Annotated in this window: 19 protein-coding genes; 7 read left to right on the top strand and 12 right to left on the bottom strand. The window is 34.2% G+C overall.

Features of this window, described 5'->3' with window-relative positions; all coding sequences use genetic code 11:
• Positions 1 to 15 precede the first annotated feature (15 nt).
• Positions 16 to 285: a YihD family protein gene (locus A9G17_RS07400; protein ID WP_065738169.1), complete on the top strand. Its 270-nt coding sequence runs from the start codon at positions 16 to 18 to the stop codon at positions 283 to 285.
• A gap of 14 nt (positions 286 to 299) precedes the next feature.
• Positions 300 to 1,013 carry a DsbA family protein gene (locus tag A9G17_RS07405; RefSeq protein WP_081301714.1) on the top strand — a complete coding sequence of 238 codons (714 nt, stop codon included), beginning with the start codon at positions 300 to 302 and terminating at the stop codon, positions 1,011 to 1,013.
• Between the two features lie 125 nt (positions 1,014 to 1,138).
• On the opposite strand, the gene A9G17_RS07410 is transcribed toward A9G17_RS07405, so the two are convergent.
• Both A9G17_RS07410 and A9G17_RS07415 read right to left on the bottom strand, forming a co-directional pair.
• Complete coding sequence (locus A9G17_RS07410; RefSeq protein WP_065738170.1) at positions 1,139 to 3,109, bottom strand: MacB family efflux pump subunit; 1,971 nt, start codon at positions 3,107 to 3,109, stop codon at positions 1,139 to 1,141.
• 2 nt (positions 3,110 to 3,111) lie between these two features.
• Entirely contained in the window at positions 3,112 to 4,302 is a 1,191-nt protein-coding gene (locus A9G17_RS07415; protein WP_253248126.1) for an efflux RND transporter periplasmic adaptor subunit, read from the bottom strand.
• Positions 4,303 to 4,673: 371 nt separating this feature from the next.
• Here A9G17_RS07415 and A9G17_RS07420 point away from each other — a divergent pair, with 371 nt between their 5' ends.
• Together A9G17_RS07420 and A9G17_RS07425 are read left to right on the top strand one after the other, a co-directional pair.
• Positions 4,674 to 5,435, top strand: coding sequence for an IclR family transcriptional regulator (locus tag A9G17_RS07420; RefSeq protein WP_065738172.1), 762 nt, complete (start codon positions 4,674 to 4,676; stop codon positions 5,433 to 5,435).
• A 51-nt stretch (positions 5,436 to 5,486) separates the two neighbouring features.
• Entirely contained in the window at positions 5,487 to 6,251 is a 765-nt protein-coding gene (locus A9G17_RS07425; protein ID WP_065738173.1) for an IclR family transcriptional regulator, read from the top strand.
• 31 nt (positions 6,252 to 6,282) lie between these two features.
• Here the strand turns inward: A9G17_RS07425 and A9G17_RS07430 are convergent, their stop codons facing one another.
• The 5 genes from A9G17_RS07430 to A9G17_RS07450 all read right to left on the bottom strand — a co-directional run bounded on the left by A9G17_RS07430 (position 6,283) and on the right by A9G17_RS07450 (position 10,614).
• On the bottom strand, positions 6,283 to 7,221 hold the full coding sequence (locus A9G17_RS07430) for a 2-dehydro-3-deoxygluconokinase (protein ID WP_065738174.1): 939 nt from the start codon (positions 7,219 to 7,221) through the stop codon (positions 6,283 to 6,285).
• A gap of 83 nt (positions 7,222 to 7,304) precedes the next feature.
• A complete protein-coding gene (locus A9G17_RS07435) occupies positions 7,305 to 7,769 on the bottom strand; it encodes a NanQ anomerase/TabA/YiaL family protein (RefSeq protein WP_065738175.1) in 465 nt (154 codons plus the stop codon).
• Positions 7,770 to 7,850: 81 nt separating this feature from the next.
• Positions 7,851 to 8,612, bottom strand: a complete 762-nt coding sequence (gene kduD / locus A9G17_RS07440; protein WP_065738176.1) for a 2-dehydro-3-deoxy-D-gluconate 5-dehydrogenase KduD — start codon at positions 8,610 to 8,612, stop codon at positions 7,851 to 7,853.
• Positions 8,613 to 8,642: 30 nt separating this feature from the next.
• Positions 8,643 to 9,647 (bottom strand): zinc-dependent alcohol dehydrogenase, encoded by a 1,005-nt coding sequence (locus A9G17_RS07445; protein ID WP_065738177.1) that lies wholly within the window; start codon positions 9,645 to 9,647, stop codon positions 8,643 to 8,645.
• Positions 9,648 to 9,669: 22 nt separating this feature from the next.
• Positions 9,670 to 10,614: a C-terminal binding protein gene (locus A9G17_RS07450; RefSeq protein WP_065738178.1), complete on the bottom strand. Its 945-nt coding sequence runs from the start codon at positions 10,612 to 10,614 to the stop codon at positions 9,670 to 9,672.
• A 467-nt stretch (positions 10,615 to 11,081) separates the two neighbouring features.
• Between A9G17_RS07450 and kdgT the strand changes: the two genes are divergently transcribed.
• The 3 genes from kdgT to A9G17_RS07465 all read left to right on the top strand — a co-directional run bounded on the left by kdgT (position 11,082) and on the right by A9G17_RS07465 (position 13,134).
• Positions 11,082 to 12,086: a 2-keto-3-deoxygluconate transporter gene (kdgT, locus tag A9G17_RS07455; RefSeq protein ID WP_065738179.1), complete on the top strand. Its 1,005-nt coding sequence runs from the start codon at positions 11,082 to 11,084 to the stop codon at positions 12,084 to 12,086.
• Between the two features lie 37 nt (positions 12,087 to 12,123).
• Positions 12,124 to 12,561 (top strand): nuclear transport factor 2 family protein, encoded by a 438-nt coding sequence (locus A9G17_RS07460; RefSeq protein ID WP_065738180.1) that lies wholly within the window; start codon positions 12,124 to 12,126, stop codon positions 12,559 to 12,561.
• 318 nt (positions 12,562 to 12,879) lie between these two features.
• Positions 12,880 to 13,134, top strand: a complete 255-nt coding sequence (locus A9G17_RS07465; RefSeq protein WP_065738181.1) for a YfhL family 4Fe-4S dicluster ferredoxin — start codon at positions 12,880 to 12,882, stop codon at positions 13,132 to 13,134.
• 1 nt (position 13,135) lies between these two features.
• Here the strand turns inward: A9G17_RS07465 and ispH are convergent, their stop codons facing one another.
• The 5 genes from ispH to folE all read right to left on the bottom strand — a co-directional run bounded on the left by ispH (position 13,136) and on the right by folE (position 19,408).
• A complete protein-coding gene (gene ispH / locus A9G17_RS07470; RefSeq protein ID WP_065738182.1) occupies positions 13,136 to 14,083 on the bottom strand; it encodes a 4-hydroxy-3-methylbut-2-enyl diphosphate reductase in 948 nt (315 codons plus the stop codon).
• A 1-nt stretch (position 14,084) separates the two neighbouring features.
• Positions 14,085 to 14,558 (bottom strand): signal peptidase II, encoded by a 474-nt coding sequence (gene lspA, locus A9G17_RS07475; protein ID WP_065738183.1) that lies wholly within the window; start codon positions 14,556 to 14,558, stop codon positions 14,085 to 14,087.
• 107 nt (positions 14,559 to 14,665) lie between these two features.
• Positions 14,666 to 17,473, bottom strand: a complete 2,808-nt coding sequence (gene ileS / locus A9G17_RS07480; RefSeq protein ID WP_065738184.1) for an isoleucine--tRNA ligase — start codon at positions 17,471 to 17,473, stop codon at positions 14,666 to 14,668.
• 37 nt (positions 17,474 to 17,510) lie between these two features.
• Positions 17,511 to 18,449: a bifunctional riboflavin kinase/FAD synthetase gene (gene ribF, locus A9G17_RS07485; protein WP_065738185.1), complete on the bottom strand. Its 939-nt coding sequence runs from the start codon at positions 18,447 to 18,449 to the stop codon at positions 17,511 to 17,513.
• Between the two features lie 299 nt (positions 18,450 to 18,748).
• On the bottom strand, positions 18,749 to 19,408 hold the full coding sequence (folE, locus tag A9G17_RS07490; RefSeq protein WP_025314305.1) for a GTP cyclohydrolase I FolE: 660 nt from the start codon (positions 19,406 to 19,408) through the stop codon (positions 18,749 to 18,751).
• Between the last annotated feature and the right edge of the window lie 99 nt (positions 19,409 to 19,507).

Below are 19,507 nucleotides of genomic sequence, written 5' to 3' on the forward strand. Positions count from 1 at the left end.
AAAAAGGTAGTTATTATGAAATGTCATCGTATAGATGAGTTAATAGAGTTATTACAACCAGCATGGGAAGCAGATTCAGATCTGAATTTATTGCAACTTTTAGATAAATTGGGTAAAGAAGCTGGTTTTGACGGTGACCTAAAAGATTTGAGTGATGAAGTGTTAATTTATCATTTAAAAATGCGTGACTCAGATAAAAATGAAGCAATACCTGGGTTAAAAAAAGATTATGAAGATGATTTTAAAACCGCATTGTTAAAAGCCCGCGGAATTATTAAAGAATAAGGAGAATAAATTAAATGAAAAAAACGCTTATTGCTATGGGTGTATTGTTATTTTCGGTAAATTGTTTTGCCGATGATTCTTCGACAAATGCTATATCAAAGACATCCCAAACTCCTGCGACAACACAAGCACAAATTGAAGAGGGTAAACAATATATTGTATTACCAACTTATCCATCACCTGAAAAAGAAGTCATTGAATTCTTCTCGTTTAATTGTCCTAGTTGTTTTCGATTCGAAACAAAATATCATGGTACGAACCTTATAGCTAAAGCTTTACCAGAAGAGATGAAAGTTAAACGTTATCACTTATTGGACTTTGGAGCGCTGGCTATGGAATTATCTGAAGCATGGGCAATAGCTAACGTTCTTGGCATAGAAGATAAAGCATCGGAAGCACTTTATGATGCAGTACAAAAAGATAGAACAATAAAAACGGCTGATGATATTAAGACAGTATTTGCTAAATTAGGCGTTGATGAGGAAACTTATGAAAAAACTAAAAATAGTTTCTTAGTAAAAGCATTTATGGCTCAACAAGCTGACGCTATTAAAGAAATGCAACCGTCATCTATTCCTTCTATTATTGTTAATCGTAAATTTTATATTAATTCTTCTGGTTTAGATACATCAAACGATGATGCTTATATAGCTGATTATGTTAGAGTTGCAACTTTTTTAGCTAGTTTAGATCCTAATGTTAAAACTAACGCAAAAAATAAAAAATAATTAAAGGATATGAGTGTTAATAGCCGATATAGAATAAAAGATTATTAAAAGACTCAAGTTTTAGTAAGTATTTAAAGCCTTTACGTGAAGAAATTCAGTAAAGGCTTTTTTTGTAACTATTAAGGTTACTCTCGTTCTAAAGCATAAATTGGATCGAGCTTTGCAGCACGTTTGGCAGGAAAGTAACCAAAAATAATACCAATAATACTTGAGCAACTAAATGCTGCAACAATGGCTATGGATGAAAAACTCATAGCAAAAGATGTAACTAACGCATTAAAAATAAATCCTACAACAAATGACAGTAAAATGCCTATTATTCCACCGGTTAAACATACTAATACTGCTTCAATTAAGAACTGTTGCAAAATGTCACTTGAGCGTGCTCCAACTGCCATACGAACGCCAATTTCTCGTGTTCTTTCAGTGACCGAAACGAGCATGATATTCATTACACCAATACCGCCAACAATAAGAGAAATTAATGCAATGGTTGACACTAATAGCGTCAAGACCCAAGCTGAAGAATTTATTGTTTCACGAACATTGTCTGAATTAAAAATGAAAAAATCTTTAGTGCCATGCCTTTGTAACATAATTCGATTAACAGCTTGTTCTGCAATCGACAAATCAATATTATCATTAATACGAACAGTAATGCTTCTTAATGAAGTTTGTCCAACCATACGATTGATAACAGTCGTATAAGGTAACCAGACATTTAGACTTTCATTACTACCAAATCCTTGCTGTTGCTTTGTTGCAACACCAATTATTTTAACTGGTAGCTGACCAACCATTAAAATTTTTCCAATTGGATCTTCATTTGCAAATAATCGTTTAACTGTATTTTCATCGATTACGGCATCTTGTGCCGAATTGTTAATGCTGCTTTGGTCAAAAGAGGTACCTTGTGTAATATCATAACCACGAACAGCAAAGAATTGTTCACCGACACCATTGACAGTTCCCGTTACAGCTAGATTATTAATTCTGAAATAAACACTGGTTGATAGGTTAGGAGTAGTACTATGGACAAAACTTTGCTGAGCTAAAAAATCAGCATCCGATGAGCGTAAAGTTGTAATTTTATCTGCATTACGATCACCAAAACCATTACCAGCATAAATTTCTAATGTACTTGTCCCCATAGAATTAATATTTGATAAGATTTTTTGTTTTGTTCCTTGTCCTAATGCCACCATTGAAACTACAGAAGCGATACCGATAATAATACCTAACATCGTTAAAAAGGTACGTAATCGCTGCGAAAACATTGATAAAATTGCCATTTTGAAAGCATCACGAAAACGATAATATTTTGCTCGAAAATTATCTTGAGTTTTAGCTTGCTCAATTTGTTTAACTTGGCGATTGTCGTTAGTTTCCGATTGATAATTAGGATTGATTGAGTCTGAAATAATATTGCCATCACTAATTTCAATGATTCGCTGTGCACTTTGGGCAATATTTGCATCATGAGTGACAATAATAACTGTATGACCTTGACTGTGCAGTTCGCGTAATATCGCCATAACTTCTAGGCCACTTTTACGATCAAGTGCACCAGTTGGCTCATCGGCTAAGATGATTTGTCCTCCATTAATTAGAGCACGACCAATACTAACACGTTGCTGTTGTCCACCTGATAACTGATTAGGTTTATTGTGAATTTTATCCGCTAGCCCTAAACGAGTTAAAATTTCGGTAGCACGTTTTTGCCTCTCTTCATCATTGACACCAGCATAGATTGCTGGAATTTCAACATTCCCTTGAGCAGTTAATGCATTTAACAGATGATAGCGTTGAAAAATAAAACCAAAATGTTCACGACGTAGTTCAGCCAATTCATCAGGCGACAATTTACTGGTAATTCGACCACTTATAGAATAAGTACCTGTAGTCGGTTTGTCTAAGCATCCTAAAATATTCATTAAGGTAGATTTACCGGAACCCGATGCACCAATAATTGCCACCATTTCCCCAGCGTTAATTGTTAAATTTATACTTTTAAGAACTTGTATGGTTGAATCCCCTGCAGGGAATTCACGAACAATATTTTCAAGCTTAATTAGAGGTGTGTTTTTGTTTGCCATAATTAGAATCGCATCCTTGGCCCTTTTGCATTACTACTTAGTGATGCACCATTAGTGCTACTAACTATAACGGTATCCCCTTCTTTAATACCTGATTTTATTTCGACATTTATATTATTATTAATGCCTACAGTAACTTCTCGTTCCTCAATCTCGTTACTTTTATTTAATAGATAAACAATGGCTTTATTGTCTCCTAGATTTTTTTGGAGAGCTTGAGATGGAATAGTCAATACATCTTTTGCTGAAGATAATACAATATAGACTTGTGCTGTCATGGATATACGTAAAATACGATCTGGATTATCAACATCAAATAACCCATTATAGTAGATAGCACTTTTCGTTGTTGATGAACTTGAACTTGTTGTCGTTTCGGTATTAATTGAATCTGGAGCTGGTTCAATTGCGCGTAATGTTAAACCATCAAAACGCTTATTGGGTAGACCTAAAATTGTAAAATAGACTGGCATACCTTTTTTAACATTAATGACATCGGCTTCCGAAATTTGAGCTTCAATTGTCATTTTATCAAGTTGAGCAACTTTTACGATGGTAGGTGCACTTTGTACTGAGTTAACGGTTTGACCTTGATCAACGGGAATTGCCACAATCACACCATCAATCGGCGAACGAATTTTGGTATAACCTAAATTAACTTTGGCGGTATCTACAGCGACTTGAGCATTTACAATATCTGCATCAAGGGCTGCAATATCGGCTTTAATTGCATCAAGATCAGCTTTTGCTGCATCTAAATCTGATTGAATACCAACGCCTTTATTAACCAATTTTAATTGGCGCTCATAGGTTAACTGGTAGTTTACCAATTTTGCTTTTTTAGATTTGCGTTGCGCTTCAAAACTATTAAGAGATGCTTCGGATTGCTTTAGATCATTATTTTGTTTTAGATCGTCAATCTCGGCAATCATATCACCTTGTTTAACTTCGTCGCCTAATTCAACATAAAGCTTTTTGATTTGTCCTGAAACCTGAGCCCCAACGCTTACTTGTTTAAAAGCGCTAATTGTACCGTCTGCTAGAACTGATTTTTCAATGTTACCTTTGGTAACGGGAGAAGTAATATAATTAACAGTTGTTTCTGTTGGAAATATAATTAATTTCGCAATAAAGAAAATTACGAAAATAATGATTGCTATTACTATATATTTAATTTTAATGAACTTTAACAATCTTTTCATCCTTTAAATTTGTTATTATTGTAGTATTACATATTTTATCGCAATAATTTAAACGATATTAATAATTATTCCTAATAAACTGTAATGAATATGAAAATAAATAAAACGCTATGAAATAAAAAGTAATCTAGTTTATCTTTTTCTTAAAAAATTAATAATAGAAAGATGTTATTGAATTTATAGAAAAAAACAGATTATTCTAGTAATATGTAGCCACTAACCCTAATTTATACATGTAATTAGATAAAAACAGTATACATAAGTCTTTTTGAAAATGCGTATTTTATTTTCTATTGTACTGTTTTTTATTAATAAATTAATAGCAATCTATTTAAAAAGTATCCTTGTGTGGAGCTCAATAAATGTCTTTTCAAAAACAACAATCCACGTTAGATAATGCCTTAACTTTGCTTGAAATAATTAGCCATTATTCTTCTGGAATATCTTTGGCAGAAATCGTTAAACTAAGTCGGATGGCAAAAACAACAGTATTTAGAATTTTAGACATATTAAAAAAAAGACAATATCTCTGCTATGATGCCTCCACTGAAAAATATTTTTTAGATGTAAAAGCTTTTGAGTTAGGCGTCAAAGGATTGATGAATATATCTTTAGTGGGTATATCAATTCCTTTTTTAAAAAAACTTGCTGCAAAGCTTAATGAAACCTGCTTTTTAGCGGTCTATCATGATGGTAGTGTTATCTATTTGTATAAAGCCGAAGGTGAACTCGCTGTTAAAACCAACTCACATATTGGTAGCCGAATGCCAGTATATTGTACTGGATTGGGTAAATCATTATTAGCTTATCAACCGTTAGTTGAAATTAATAAAGTTTTAAGTCGTCCACTAGTTCAATTCACCAGTAAAACCATTGTTGACCGAGAAGCCATCCATAATAGTTTAGCAAAGGTGTGTATTGATGGTTATTCTATGGATGATGAAGAAGTTGAAGAAGGCTTAACGTGTATTGCTGTACCAATCTTTATTAAGCAAAATAAAGTAGTAGGAGCAATAAGTGTTGCTGGATCTTCTTTTAGAATTGTTCAGAAAAAAGAACTTATCATTAGTGAATTAAAAAGTATCTCATCATCTATATCGGTTGAACTAAAAAAGAAGAATTAACTTTATCTAAATGTTGAATTCATTTTATCTATTTTTTAAAGGTTTAAAACCATGATCCAAAAAGAGACAACTTCAGCAATAGATAAAGCCATTGCTGTTTTAGATGTAATTAGTAATTGTGCAGCAGGCGTAACAATTACTGAAATAGTTGAAGCCACTAAACTTAATAAAATTATAATAAAGAAGATTCTAAACACATTGCTTGATCGTGAATATGTTTTTTTAGATGAAAAATCAGGTAAATATACTCTAGGTTTTAAATCGTTAGAGCTTGGAATATCCAGTCTTGTCAATGTTAATATTGTCGATATAGCGATTCCGCATGTTAAATCGCTTTCAAATACAATCAATGAAACCTGTTTTTTAGGGGTTTATAATAGTGGTAATGTAGTCTATCTATATAAGAGTGAAGGTAACAATGCTATTCATACTAGTTCCAATTTAGGTCATTTGCGACCGGCATATTGCACAGGGTTAGGTAGAATATTACTTGCTCATCAATCACAAGATGAGATTGAACGCATTTTACAATCATCATTACCACAATATACACAAAAAACCATAACCGATTCACAGCAACTCAATGAACTTTTAGCTAAAGTTCGTCGTGAAAATATCGCTTATGATTGGGAAGAAGTTGAAGAAGGTCTTGTTTGTGTTGCTTCTGGCATATTTAATTATAGTAACGAGGTTGTAGCAGCTTTAAGTATTGCTGGTCCTAGCCATCGAATGCATAATCAAATTGAAAAATGCGCCTCTTTATTAAAAGAGACGACAAATTTGATTTCTAAACGACTAGGGTATATTTCGACATAACATTTGGATTAAAATAATTTTTAATTTCTGATTAAATAGATATTAAATTACTCATTGCTTCACAAGGTATGATTGCACCACGATATTGAATAACTGTTGCTGCTAAATCATGTCCTTGCTTAATTGCCGCCTTAATTGAACCACCGAGTAACCTAATTGATAAATACCCTGCACTAAATGAGTCTCCGGCAGCCGTTGTATCAACAATTTTTTGCTTAGCAATAATATTTGCTGGAACTTCTACACGATCATTTGTTGTCGCTACAATACAACTTTCACTTCCTCTTTTAATAATGATCTCATTTACGCCCAATTTACGACTACGAACAATACTATCTTCATAATTATCATTTCCCCATAGCAGATATTCATCTTCTTGGGTTAAAAATGCGATATCGGTATAGGATAGAATTTTAGAATAGACGTTTTGAGCGTACTCCTGACTACGCCATAATCGTGGGCGATAATTATTATCAAAAATAACTTTACCACCGTTAGCTTTGAATGTTTCTAACAATTCAATGAGCTTATCTATACTGTATTCATCTAAAATAGCAACACTAATACCACTTAAATAAATGTAATCAAATTTAGTTATTGTTTCACATATTTGCTGTGTTTGTTCAGTCTGTAACCAAAATTTTGCTGCAGCATCGTTTCGCCAATAATAGAAAGATCGTTCACCATGGCTATCGGTAACAATGGCATATAATCCAGGCATTTTATTATCCATTTGTTGAATAAGATTGGTTTTAATGTTTTCCTTTTGCCATTGATTCAACATTTCTTGGCTAAATGGATCAACGCCAAGACCCGTTACATAGTAAATTGCTGCTTGATTGTCAGTAAATAACCGAGACAAATAAACTGAAGTATTTAATGTATCTCCACCAAAGCCTCTTGTCGTTATCTTATCTTTAATTGAGAGTTCAATCATGCACTCACCAATTACTGCTATATTTATGGTCATTACTTGTCCTTATCAGATATTATTTGTAATTGAAATTAAGTAATTAGATCCCATTTGGCATTATTTCCACCATAAATGGTCAACTAATCTAGGCTGACTTTAACGACCACTTTACGAATTTTTTCAGTTTTCCCACCGACAATACAAAGAGGTTTATGTACTTCATATGGGTAAAAAATTACAAAATCTTTTGGTTGTAATACAAACATGGTTTCTTCTATTGGCGCTTTCACAAAGGCAATATCCCCATTGATTAGCTTATCTTCAATTATTTCGCTATGAGGGGGTAAAGTTGATACCGCCATGCCTTCTTGACCGGATAATACAATTTGAATATCAATGTATTTAGCATGATATTCATATTTACCTTCTTCTTGAGTTCGGGATAACGTTTCTGAAACCATGTAAAAAACTTTATCACCATCAATTGAATACCGACCATTTTCGGTATTGTCATTTATCTGTTGTTTTACTAATTCTATTGCATGTTTTAATTTTTGAGGTAAATAAGGGGTTAAATCCAAATGTTCAATATTGCCAATAATCATTGTAATCTCCTTGAAAAGTTAATTATTGGCTGTAACAGCTAGCCAATAATTAAGCCAAAATACATGTAAATTTATATTGAATTATCTGCCTAACCAGCCGCCATCTACCGCAATGGTAAATCCATTAATATAATCGGATGCTGAGGAAGATAAAAATACAGCTGCCCCTCCTAAGTCTTCAGGGTTACCCCAACGCCCGGCTGGGATCCGTTCTAGGATCTGGCGATTACGAATTTCATCATTCATTAAAGCAGTATTCATTTCTGTTGCAATATAACCTGGAGCGATACAGTTGATTGTGATACCTTTTGATGCCCATTCATTGGATAAAGATTTTGAAAACCCTGCCACCGCTGATTTTGCTGCTGTATAAGCGGGAATGGTATATCCACCTTGAAAAGCAAGTAATGAAGCAATATTAACAATTTTCCCGTATCCTCTTTCAAGCATATGTTTACCTACTTGTTGACACATAAAAAATACAGCATTCATGTTAATATTAATAACAAGATCCCAATCATGCTTAGGAAAATCCACAGAGGGATAGCGCCGTTGTATACCAGCGTTATTGATTAAAATATCAATGTGCTGGTATTTTTTAATAATACTGGAAATGAGGTCGGCATACTGCTCAAAATGAGATAGATCAAAAGTGATGGTTTCACAAGTTACATTATATTTTTTTATTTCTTGTTCGGTTTGTTCATCTCGTGTGACATCAATAATGATGATATTAGCTCCGGCATTGGCTAAACTGATTGCTAAAGACTTACCGATTCCCCGTGATGCACCTGTAACAATTGCATTTTTACCTATTAAATCAAATGGATTTTTATTTTTCATGATGATATACCTTAATTTTTTATATTTTTATTAATCTGAAAATTTAAACAAAGTTTTAATCACATTCTCACCCGTTAATGCATTAGCAAACCCTTGTTTTGCCTCTTCTGGAGTTAATATGGTGAGTAATTTCTTGTATGGAAAATCTTGTTGTATAAATTTGATTGCAGTTTCAAAATCTCTGGCTTCATATACTCGAGTACCAATAATCGTGAGTTCTTTAAATTCAATGTCGAGTAATTTAAATTCTGTTGGTTTTTTATATGAGCCTACAATTTCGATTGTTCCTTGAACTTTAACTAAATCAGTTAATTGCAAAGCAACGGATGGATGTGCAGCACAATCATAAACAATATCAGCGCCTATATGATTGGTTAATTTTAAAACAGCAGTTAAAACATCTTCCTGTTTAGGATTAATGACGATAAAACCAAGTTCTTTGGCTAAATTAATACGGAAATCATTGGTTTCGATAACAATAACTTGTTTCGCGCCAGCAAGCTTTAATACACTGGCAACACATAATCCAATGGTACCTGCACCAAAAACGACCACTGAATCACCAACCTTAAATGGCGTTCTTGATACAGCATGAATTCCTACCGCTAATGGTTCAACAAAGGCACCTAGATCCATTGGAAAATCATCAGGTAGTATATGTATTTTGCTTTTATCTACTTTTACATATTCAGCCATACCACCTGCAGTATCAATACCATACAGTTTAAGCGTTTTACAAACATGGCTATTACCAGATTGACACGCTGAACATTGACCGCAGGAAATAAGCGGACGAACACATACTTTCGTTCCTGTTGGTAATTGTTCATCACCATTGACGACATACCCTGAAAATTCATGACCTAATACTAAAGGCGCTTTTGCTCTTGGATGTACACCAAGATAAATATTGAGATCAGAACCACAAATTCCAGCATGACTTACTTTAATTAGTACTTCGTTTTCATTAACTAATGGCTTGGATGTTTGTTCACAAACTACATTATTCGGTCCTTTATAAATTATTGCTTTCATTATTTATTTCCTTGATTTATTTTTAATTGTTTAGGCAATATAAAGGTTTTTCACCTTTAGCTAATCGGATAGCTTCTTGTGCAGCTTTACGTTTTAAATCTTTTTGGGATTGTTCGGAATACCAAGCTGCATGCGGGGTTGCAATAAAATTATCCAACTCGAATAACTTTCTATCTGTAGGGGGTTCATGCATAAATACATCAAGCGCTGCGCCTGCAATTGTCTTATTTAATAAGGCCTGATAAAGTGCCTCTTCATTTATAATGCCTCCTCTTGCGGTATTAACTAAATAGCAATTTTTTTTCATTACTGAAAATTGCTCATAACTAATTAAATTTTGTGTTTGTTTAATTAGCGGCAGATTAAGTGAAATAATGTCTGACTCAGTTAATAATTTTTCAAAGTTAACGCACTCGATAAAATCGGGAAGATCTTCTTGCTTCGCTAGGGGATCAAAACCAATGACTTTAAGTCCAATGCCATGTAGTTTTTTAGCTAATGAAAGGCCAATTCTACCTAATCCGATAATACCTGCTGTTTGTTCTTGTAAACGATAGATTGGAATTGCTTTCTCATAAGCCCAAATTCCCTTTTTTGTATCATTAACAAATAATGGCAATTTTCTTGTTAGCGCCATGATGAGTGATAAGGCATGATCTGCCACTTCATTGGTACCATAATCAGGCACATTGCAAACTGCGACATTATTTTTTGTTGCAGACTCAATATCAATGGTATTGACACCAACGCCGTAGCGTACAACACCCTTTAAATTTTTAAGATTATTTAAAACATCATCCGATATGGTTGCATATTGTAAAACTAAAGCATCAGCATCATGACAATATTTAATAATATCATCTGGTTGCGTAATGTTTAGTATGGCAAAATCGACACCATTTTGTGTAAAAGTTTGTTTTTCTATTTCCATGGATTCATGGTCACAATCTGTAATATAAATCTTCATCCATTCTCCTTAATTAAACCGGAATAACATTCCTAAATAATATTAATTAAGAATTTAAAAGAATAATATTCCATTTTATTGTTATTGTGATCGTAATCACATAAAACTTTAATATTAAAAAATATCAATATACAGATAAATTAAATTATTTTAATTAGTTATATTTTATTTCCGTCGTTCTTTACTGTAAGTTTTTTTATCTTCTTTGCTATATAAAAATTATTTAGTTGCTTTTTGTTTATTTATTTTTATTAAAAAAATAAATTAAAATAATATTAATTTTCAATTAATTATTTTTTATTTGGTGATGTCTATCACAAAACTATTAAGCAAATTTGATTTTATTTTATTATTTTATATATTCAAAAAAGGAATGTTATTCCGAATATTTTATATTGTGCTTGGTGTTAATTGGATAGTCTAAATTAATTAATTTAAATCATGTTGTTATTTTTAAGGGATAGATAATGAAAATAAAAAAATTTATTGATCAAATACCTGGAGGACTAATGTTAATCCCTCTTTTCTTGGGAGCATTGTGTAATACATTTTTTCCTGGAGGAGGCAAATATTTAGGTTCTTTTTCAAATGGTTTGATTTCTGGCACAGTACCTATTTTGGCTGTTTGGTTTTTTTGTATGGGAGCATCTATAGAATTAAAAGCAACAGGCATGATGTTAAGAAAATCAGGTGTATTGGTTGTGACCAAAATTGCTACAGCTTGGGTTGTTGCACTTATTGCCGGCACTTTTTGGAGTAAAGGTTACATGGTTGAAGGAGGCATATTTGCTGGATTTTCTATTATTGCACTCGTTGCTTCAATGGATATGACTAATGGAGGATTATATGCAGCCTTAATGAACCAATATGGCTCAAAAGAAGAGGCCGGTGCGTTTGTTTTAATGTCTTTAGAATCTGGACCTCTTATGACAATGGTTATTCTTGGTACTTCTGGGGTTGCTTCGTTTGAACCAAGACTATTTATCGGCGCAGTATTACCATTTTTAATTGGTTTTATGTTAGGAAACTTAGATTCTGATCTGCGTAAACTATTCGGTAGTGCCGTACAAACATTAATTCCATTCTTTGCCTTTGCACTTGGTAACAGCATAAAACTACAAGTCATTTTTGAAACAGGATTAGCCGGTATTTTACTGGGTTTACTGGTGATCGTAATTACTGGTATTCCACTTATTTTGGCTGACAAATTCTTAGGTAAAGGTAACGGTACGGCAGGTGTTGCAGCATCAAGTTCGGCTGGCGCAGCAGTTGCAACACCTTTATTAATCGCTGAAATGGTACCCGAATTCGCACCTGTTGCCTCAGCAGCTACAGCAATGGTTGCAACCAGTGTGATTGTCACATCAATTATTGTGCCAATTATTACATCAATGTGGGCAAAAAAATTCAGCCCTAATTTTATTAAAAATGATACGCAATCTGAAATTTTAGCTGCAACAAAAGGCGAATAAAACGATTGAATTAATTGATCAACAAAGGAGAAATAAAATGAATAAACTATTAAGTCTAGTATTATTAATGATGCTATCTATTGGTAGCAGTTATGCAGTAACATCAAATAATCAATCTACTGTAGAACAAGCGGTAGAAACTATGCGTTTAGCGATGCTTAGTGCCGATAAAACTCAGTTAGAAAATGTGGCATTACCATCTTTAACTTATGGTCATTCAAGTGCGGTTATCGAAAATAAGGCTGAGTTTGTGGATGCTATTGTCAGTGGCCGTTCTGGATTTATTACGCTTGAATTTCAAGATCAATCCATTGTTACCGAAGGTGATACTGCAATTGTTCGTCATGTGTTTTCTGCTGATACAAATAATAGTGGCCAAAAAGGTAAAGTTAAAATTGGCGTTATGCTAGTGTTTAAAAAAGCTGGTGAAGATTGGAAATTATTAGCTCGCCAAGCCTATAAACTTCCACAATAATTATTCAAAATATTAAAATGGTTTGATTTCGATAAGAAATAATAGAAGCGTTGCTGATCAGTATTTAAGTGGATCAACAGCGCTTAATATTTTCAATTAGACAATAAAACAAATAGTTATATTCCATTTATAACGTTATTCTCGCTGATTTGGTTAAGTTTTTATACTCAAACATATACTCAAACATATAGTTAACCTGAAACTTTTTGACAAAAATTGACCTTGTTAATCAGTGATAATGTGATCTTTATTCGGAATTATTGGTGATTGCGCTATAATGACGCCAATTTTTTTCAGTTAATAAAGATAGCAAAGAGCATGGCGTTAAAAATAACCAACAAATGTATTAATTGTGATATGTGTGAGCCTGAGTGCCCTAATGAGGCAATCTCAATGGGCTTTGATACTTATGAAATTGATCCTAATAAATGTACAGAATGCGTTGGCTATTATGATCACTCCACATGCCAGCGTGTTTGCCCAATTCAAAATGCTATTATTGCAGATCCCGAGCATGTTGAAACACAAGAAGAACTATTAGCAAAATTTGAACGAATTAAGCACTCATCTTAAATCAAACAGCTTTAACTTCTATTCGTAGTTCTTTAGGAATTTCAAAAGTGATGTTTTCTAAAATCCCATCGGTTTCAATAAGTGATGTGCAACCTAAACCTTTTAAGTGCTCGATAACTTGCTGCACTAAAATATCTGGTGCTGATGCGCCCGCGGTTACGCCAATTGTTCGTGCGTTAACTAACCACTCTTGTTGAATATCCGACGCATAATCGATTAAATAAGCATTTTTGCTGTTTCGTCGTGCGAGCTCTGCTAAACGATTTGAATTCGATGAGTTTTTAGATCCAACAACTAAAACAATATCAGCACGAGATGACAATTGTTTAACCGCTTGTTGGCGATTGGTTGTGGCGTAGCAAATATCATTTTTACGAGGACTACGAATATTTGGAAAACGTTGTTTTAACGCGGCAATAATTTCGGCTGTATCATCAACAGATAAGGTTGTCTGAGTGGTAAAGCAGAGATGATTTTCATCTTTAATTTTTAACTTATTTACATCTTCAGTCGATTCAATTAAATAGATGCCACCTTGAGGATTATTGTATTGGCCCATAGTACCATCGACTTCAATATGACCTGCATGACCGATTAAAATAACCTCTTCACCTCGATAACTTGATCGAGCTACTTCCATATGCACTTTGGTCACTAATGGACAAGTTGCATCAAAGATGCGCAATTTACGTTGTTTGGCTTCTTCTCGAACTGCTTTAGATACGCCATGTGCTGAGAAAATAAGGATGGTATTATCAGGTACTTCACTGATATCTTCAATGAATATTGCACCTAACTGCTTAAGACGATTAACTACATAACGATTATGCACCACTTCATGGCGGACATAAACAGGAGCACCAAAAAGTTCAATGGCTCGCTCAACAATGGTAATTGCGCGATCAACACCAGCACAAAATCCACGAGGATTAGCTAAAATTATTTGCATATTACTCAGCAGTCTGTTTAGGTTTTTTATAGTTACAAAAAATAAATAATCCAATGCCTATACAGATAGCGCAATCTGCAACATTAAAAGTTGGATAGTGCCAACTACCAAAATTAACATCTAAAAAATCAACCACAAAACCATGGTAAAGGCGATCGAATAAATTACCTAATGCTCCACCTAAAATTAGTGATAATGAGAAATTCTCTAATTTTTTTTGGCGTGAATTACGATAAAGCATATACATAATGACAACGCTGATAATCAAGGCAATAGCAACTAGCATTTCACGTTGTCCCTCGAAAAAACTAAACGCTGCGCCGATATTACGTACATAAGTAATAGAGAAGAACGGTAAAAGATTTACTGATTCAAACAGAGAAAATTTATCAATAATAAAAAACTTACTTGCGATATCAATTACAAAAATCACAATTGTAACGAGTAACCAGTAAAGTCCATTATCTTTTTTCATATAGTATGCTCATTATTATATTTCCGCCGACAGGTGTCGGCGGTAAAAATATTGAATTGCTATAGATTTTATTCTATAGCGTTTTTTAAATGTCGAATTATTAATGACTAGGCGAAATGTCTAACTTCACCCTTACCATTAATATTTTCTTCACAGCGTTTACATAAATGCGTGGTTGGTTCGTTATCGATAGTATAGTGCCAGCAACGAGGACATTTATCGCCTTGTGCTTTAGCTAGTTCAATTTTTAATCCATCAATATCACTTTGTACTGCATCTGCTGGTGCCGCTTGTAATGGCTTAACACTCGCTTGTGAGGTGAGTAATACAAAGCGTAATTCGTTTTCTAGTTTAGCTAAAGTTGCCATGATATCTTCATTAGCATAAAGGGTTACCGCAGCTTCAAGAGCCCCACCTATCACTTTATCATTACGACCTTGCTCAAGCACTTTATTTACTTCACTACGAATCGCTAAAATTTGTGCCCAATATTCACTATTTAATGTTTCACTTTCTGATAATGTAAATAGTTTTGTATACCACTCATCTTCAAAAACAAATTCCTGTTTTTCTGCTGCTGGTATATATTGCCAAATTTCATCTGCAGTGAAAGATAAAATTGGGGCAATCCAACGTACCATCGCTTGTGCAATATGATATAGCGCAGTTTGACAACTATGACGAGCAACACTATCACTTTTAGCCGTATATTGACGATCTTTGATGATATCTAAATAGAAAGAGCCCATTTCGATTGAGCAAAATTGCATAATACGTTGTACCACTTTGTGGAAATCATAGTTTTCATAAGCCTGAATGATTTGCTCTTGGGCTTCTTTAGCCATACTCACTGCCCAACGATCAAGTACAACCATATCTTCAGGTTTTATCATATCTTTGACTGGATCGAAACCATTTAAGTTTGCCAGTAAGAAACGTGCAGTATTACGGATACGACGATAGCTGTCCGCAGCGCGCTTGATGATTTCATCTGAATAGCTCATTTCGCCTGAATAATCGGTAGAGGCGATCCATAAACGTAAAATATCGGCACCTAATTTATTCATAACTTCTTGAGGAGTCACAATGTTACCGAGTGATTTAGACATCTTACGACCTTGTCCATCAACCACAAAACCGTGAGTTAAAACTTGTTTGTAAGGTGCTTTATTATCAATAGCTGTTGATAACATTAATGATGACATAAACCAACCACGATGCTGATCGGATCCCTCTAAATACATATCGGCTTCGTGTCCTGCAAATTCAGGACGAACACCAACCACTGAATAGAAAGTTGATCCTGAATCAAACCATACATCTAATGTGTCGGGTACTTTACGGTAATCATCGGCATCAGGGCCAAGTAGATCTTTAATATCGGCATCCCACCAAGCTTGAATCCCATTTTGTTCAACTAATTTAGCTACTTTTTCAACAAGTTCTAAAGTATCTGGATGCAGTTCTTCCGTTTCTTTATGTACGAATAGCGTCATCGGTACGCCCCATGTACGTTGGCGAGAAATACACCAGTCAGGGCGATTTGCTACCATGGTTTCAATACGTGCTTGTCCCCAATCTGGGATCCAACGGACTTGTTTAATCTCTTTTAATGATTGAGCACGTAAACCTTGTTTATCCATGCTGATAAACCATTGTGGTGTTGCACGGTAGATAACAGGGGTTTTATGTCGCCAACAGCATGGGTAGCTATGTTCAATATTTTCAAAGTGTAGTAACGCATTGCGTTCTTTTAATAGTTCAACTACTACTTTATTGGCTTTAAAAACAAATAAACCATCTAAACCAGCGCCAGTTCCCGGCAAGTAACAACCATTTCCTCCAACAGGATTGGCCACTTCAAGACCATATTTTTGACCGACAATAAAGTCTTCAGCACCGTGTCCAGGTGCGGTATGTACAGCGCCTGTACCTGCATCAACCGTAACATGTTCACCAAGAACAATTGGTTCATCAAAATCAAGGAAAGGGTGTTTGAAACGTAGTAATTCAAGATCCTTACCATGGCAAGAACCTAAGATTGCCCAATCAGTGATATCGGCACGTTTCATTACTGATTCAACTAATTCTGCTGCCAAAATTAAGCATTCTTTATCGTTGATCTGTACTAGTTGATATTCTACCGTTTCATTAAGTGCGATTCCTCGGCTAGCAGGAAGAGTCCAAGGTGTTGTTGTCCAGATAACGGCATTAATCGTTAAATCAGTATTAATACCAAATTTATTCGCCACCGTTTGATTATCAGTTGCTTTGAATTTTACATCAATTGCAGGTGATGATTTATCGTAATATTCTACTTCCGCTTCCGCTAATGCAGACATACAGTCAGTACACCAATAAACAGGTTTAGCACCCTTTACTAAATGCCCATTTTTTATTACTTTACCTAATGCACGAATAATATTTGCTTCAGTATCGTAATTCATTGTGCGATAAGGGTTTTGCCAGTCACCTAATACGCCCATTCGGATAAAGTCGGCTTTTTGTAGTTCAACTTGCGAAGCGGCATAATCACGACAAATTTGACGAAATTCAGCTGGCGTTACTTTTACGCCTGGTTTCCCGACTTGTTCTTCAACCTTTTGCTCAATGGGTAAACCATGACAATCCCATCCTGGAATATACGGGGAGTCATAACCACTTAACCCTTTTGATTTGATGATAATGTCTTTAATAATTTTATTGACAGCATGACCAATATGAAGTTTACCGTTTGCATAAGGAGGGCCATCATGCAAAATAAAGGCTTTTTTACCTTTTTTTACTTGGCGGATTTTACGATAAAGCTCTTTATCATACCAATTTTGCAACATCGCAGGTTCACGTTTAGCAAGATCGCCTCGCATTGGAAACCCAGTTTCCGGTAAATTCAATGTATTTTTATAATCTGTCATGCTGATTTATTCCAGTTAATTTTGTTGATACTACTTTTTAATTGGTTAATTTTGCACTGATCTCTTTCGCAGTGCAAATATCTTGTGTTATTTGTTCTTTTAAGTCTGACAATGAATCAAATTTTTTCTCATCACGTAATTTATAAACAAAGGTAACGTCTAAATATTGTCCATAAATATCACCTGAAAAGTCAAACAGATTCACCTCTAATATTGCTTTTTTGCCTTGAATTGTGGGTCTTATCCCTATGTTGGCAATACCCTGATAATCTTGATTACTACAGCAGTTTTTGACTTTAACCAGATAAACACCTTGTAGCGCTGGTTTTTTGCGATGTAGATGAATATTGGCTGTGGGAAACCCTAATTGTCTAGCTAAAGCATTGCCATGTATTACACGCCCTTCAATAGTATAATCACGTCCTAAAAGGGAATGTGCTAATTTAAAGTCGCTATTTAATAACGCTTCTCGCACCGCAGTGCTACTGATTCTTAAGTTATTCCAAACCAATGTTGGCATACTTTGAACGACAAAGTGATGGTTGTGAGCATAATTTTGTAAAAGATGAATATCGCCTTTACGCTCATGACCAAATCGAAAATCATCACCAATAGCAATATATTTAGCTTTTAATTTGTTAATTAACCAATCTTGAATAAAAGTATTGGCTGACATATTGGCAAAGGTTTGGGTGAATGGAACCGCAATAATATAGTCGATACCGAGCTTTTCAATTAACATCACTTTTTCTTTAAATGAAGTTAATCTTGCTGGGGCTTGTTGCTTGCAAAAAAACTCTAATGGTTGAGGTTCAAATAACATAACCACTGTGGGTAAATTTAATTTTTTACCTTGTTCTATTAAATGGTTAATTAATTGTTGGTGTCCTAAATGCACACCATCAAAATTGCCCAATGTTAGTACACATTGAGTAAATTCATTGTTTAAATTGCCAATACCGCGGATTATCTTCATTAAAGCGTGTTAATTAATTGTTATGTTTTAACTAAAATAGTTGCCAATTATACCAATCTTTCTTGAAGATGCACGCAATAACAACTGTGCTTTTTATGGTTATATATGGAATATTATGCTTATTGAATAAATAAGACTTGATTGTGATATCAAGTCTTAACGCATATTTTAGGTTTGCGTAAATTAATATTGATTATTAGATAAAATTTCACAACAAAATAGCTCATTAGCTTGTTATGTATACTTTTATTACTTTACTGATAAATAACACATCGTATTGGTATATATCTATAATTTTATTAATAGTGTTTTAATGCCCTTAAAAATTCTTGCCGAGTGCTTGGATTGGTTTTAAATCCTCCACCTAAGGCGGTTGTTGTCGTTAGACTGTTCGAATCTTTAATTCCGCGAGCTTTTACGCAATAGTGTGTGGCATCAATTGAAACAGCAACATTAACCGTTCCTAACAGAGTTTGCAGTGCAACCAAAATTTGTTGGGTTAATCTTTCTTGTACTTGTGGACGTTGTGAAAAAAACTCAACAATCCTATTAATTTTTGATAGACCGATCACTTTATCTTTTGGGATATAAGAAACTGTAGCTTTGCCATCGATAGTGACAAAATGGTGTTCACACACACTCGTTAAAGTAATATCCCGAACGGTTATCATTTCATCAACCTGCATTTTATTTTCAATTAGGGTGATTTTTGGGAAGTTATGATAGTTAAGTCCAGAAAAGATTTCGTCAACATACATCTTTGCAACGCGGTGCGGAGTTTCAGCGAGGCTATCGTCACTCAAATCAAGTTCCATAAGCTTCATAATTTCTCGAAAGTGTGCTTCAATTTTAGCTTTCCGTTCACTACTATCCATATCTAAACGACTTGATGGGGTTTCAAGATTTTTAGCGGCGAGAGCTTCTTTGACTTTTTGCGCAGCAAGACTTAATTCTGTCATCTATTACATACTCAGGCGAAAACAAAAGCAGTATTATATAACACTTATTAAACAATATACAGTTGTTTACTGGTTTTTTATACTGAAACGTATACTTAA

The sequence above is a fragment of the Gilliamella sp. wkB7 genome (genome assembly GCF_001693435.1).
In the GTDB taxonomy this organism is placed as follows: Bacteria; Pseudomonadota; Gammaproteobacteria; order Enterobacterales; family Orbaceae; genus Gilliamella; species Gilliamella apicola_N.

What these genes read in the sequence shown, in the direction of transcription:
- A9G17_RS07450 (WP_065738178.1), bottom strand. Translation starts at nt 10,614, where the DNA reads ATGAAGATTTATATTACAGATTGTGACCATGAATCCATGGAAATAGAA.
- kdgT (WP_065738179.1), top strand. Translation starts at nt 11,082, where the DNA reads ATGAAAATAAAAAAATTTATTGATCAAATACCTGGAGGACTAATGTTA.
- A9G17_RS07465 (WP_065738181.1), top strand. Translation starts at nt 12,880, where the DNA reads ATGGCGTTAAAAATAACCAACAAATGTATTAATTGTGATATGTGTGAG.
- A9G17_RS07420 (WP_065738172.1), top strand. Translation starts at nt 4,674, where the DNA reads ATGTCTTTTCAAAAACAACAATCCACGTTAGATAATGCCTTAACTTTG.
- lspA (WP_065738183.1), bottom strand. Translation starts at nt 14,558, where the DNA reads ATGAAAAAAGATAATGGACTTTACTGGTTACTCGTTACAATTGTGATT.
- ispH (WP_065738182.1), bottom strand. Translation starts at nt 14,083, where the DNA reads ATGCAAATAATTTTAGCTAATCCTCGTGGATTTTGTGCTGGTGTTGAT.
- kduD (WP_065738176.1), bottom strand. Translation starts at nt 8,612, where the DNA reads ATGAAAAATAAAAATCCATTTGATTTAATAGGTAAAAATGCAATTGTT.
- A9G17_RS07405 (WP_081301714.1), top strand. Translation starts at nt 300, where the DNA reads ATGAAAAAAACGCTTATTGCTATGGGTGTATTGTTATTTTCGGTAAAT.
- A9G17_RS07425 (WP_065738173.1), top strand. Translation starts at nt 5,487, where the DNA reads ATGATCCAAAAAGAGACAACTTCAGCAATAGATAAAGCCATTGCTGTT.
- A9G17_RS07435 (WP_065738175.1), bottom strand. Translation starts at nt 7,769, where the DNA reads ATGATTATTGGCAATATTGAACATTTGGATTTAACCCCTTATTTACCT.
- ileS (WP_065738184.1), bottom strand. Translation starts at nt 17,473, where the DNA reads ATGACAGATTATAAAAATACATTGAATTTACCGGAAACTGGGTTTCCA.
- A9G17_RS07460 (WP_065738180.1), top strand. Translation starts at nt 12,124, where the DNA reads ATGAATAAACTATTAAGTCTAGTATTATTAATGATGCTATCTATTGGT.
- A9G17_RS07400 (WP_065738169.1), top strand. Translation starts at nt 16, where the DNA reads ATGAAATGTCATCGTATAGATGAGTTAATAGAGTTATTACAACCAGCA.
- A9G17_RS07410 (WP_065738170.1), bottom strand. Translation starts at nt 3,109, where the DNA reads ATGGCAAACAAAAACACACCTCTAATTAAGCTTGAAAATATTGTTCGT.
- ribF (WP_065738185.1), bottom strand. Translation starts at nt 18,449, where the DNA reads ATGAAGATAATCCGCGGTATTGGCAATTTAAACAATGAATTTACTCAA.
- A9G17_RS07430 (WP_065738174.1), bottom strand. Translation starts at nt 7,221, where the DNA reads ATGACCATAAATATAGCAGTAATTGGTGAGTGCATGATTGAACTCTCA.
- A9G17_RS07445 (WP_065738177.1), bottom strand. Translation starts at nt 9,647, where the DNA reads ATGAAAGCAATAATTTATAAAGGACCGAATAATGTAGTTTGTGAACAA.
- folE (WP_025314305.1), bottom strand. Translation starts at nt 19,408, where the DNA reads ATGACAGAATTAAGTCTTGCTGCGCAAAAAGTCAAAGAAGCTCTCGCC.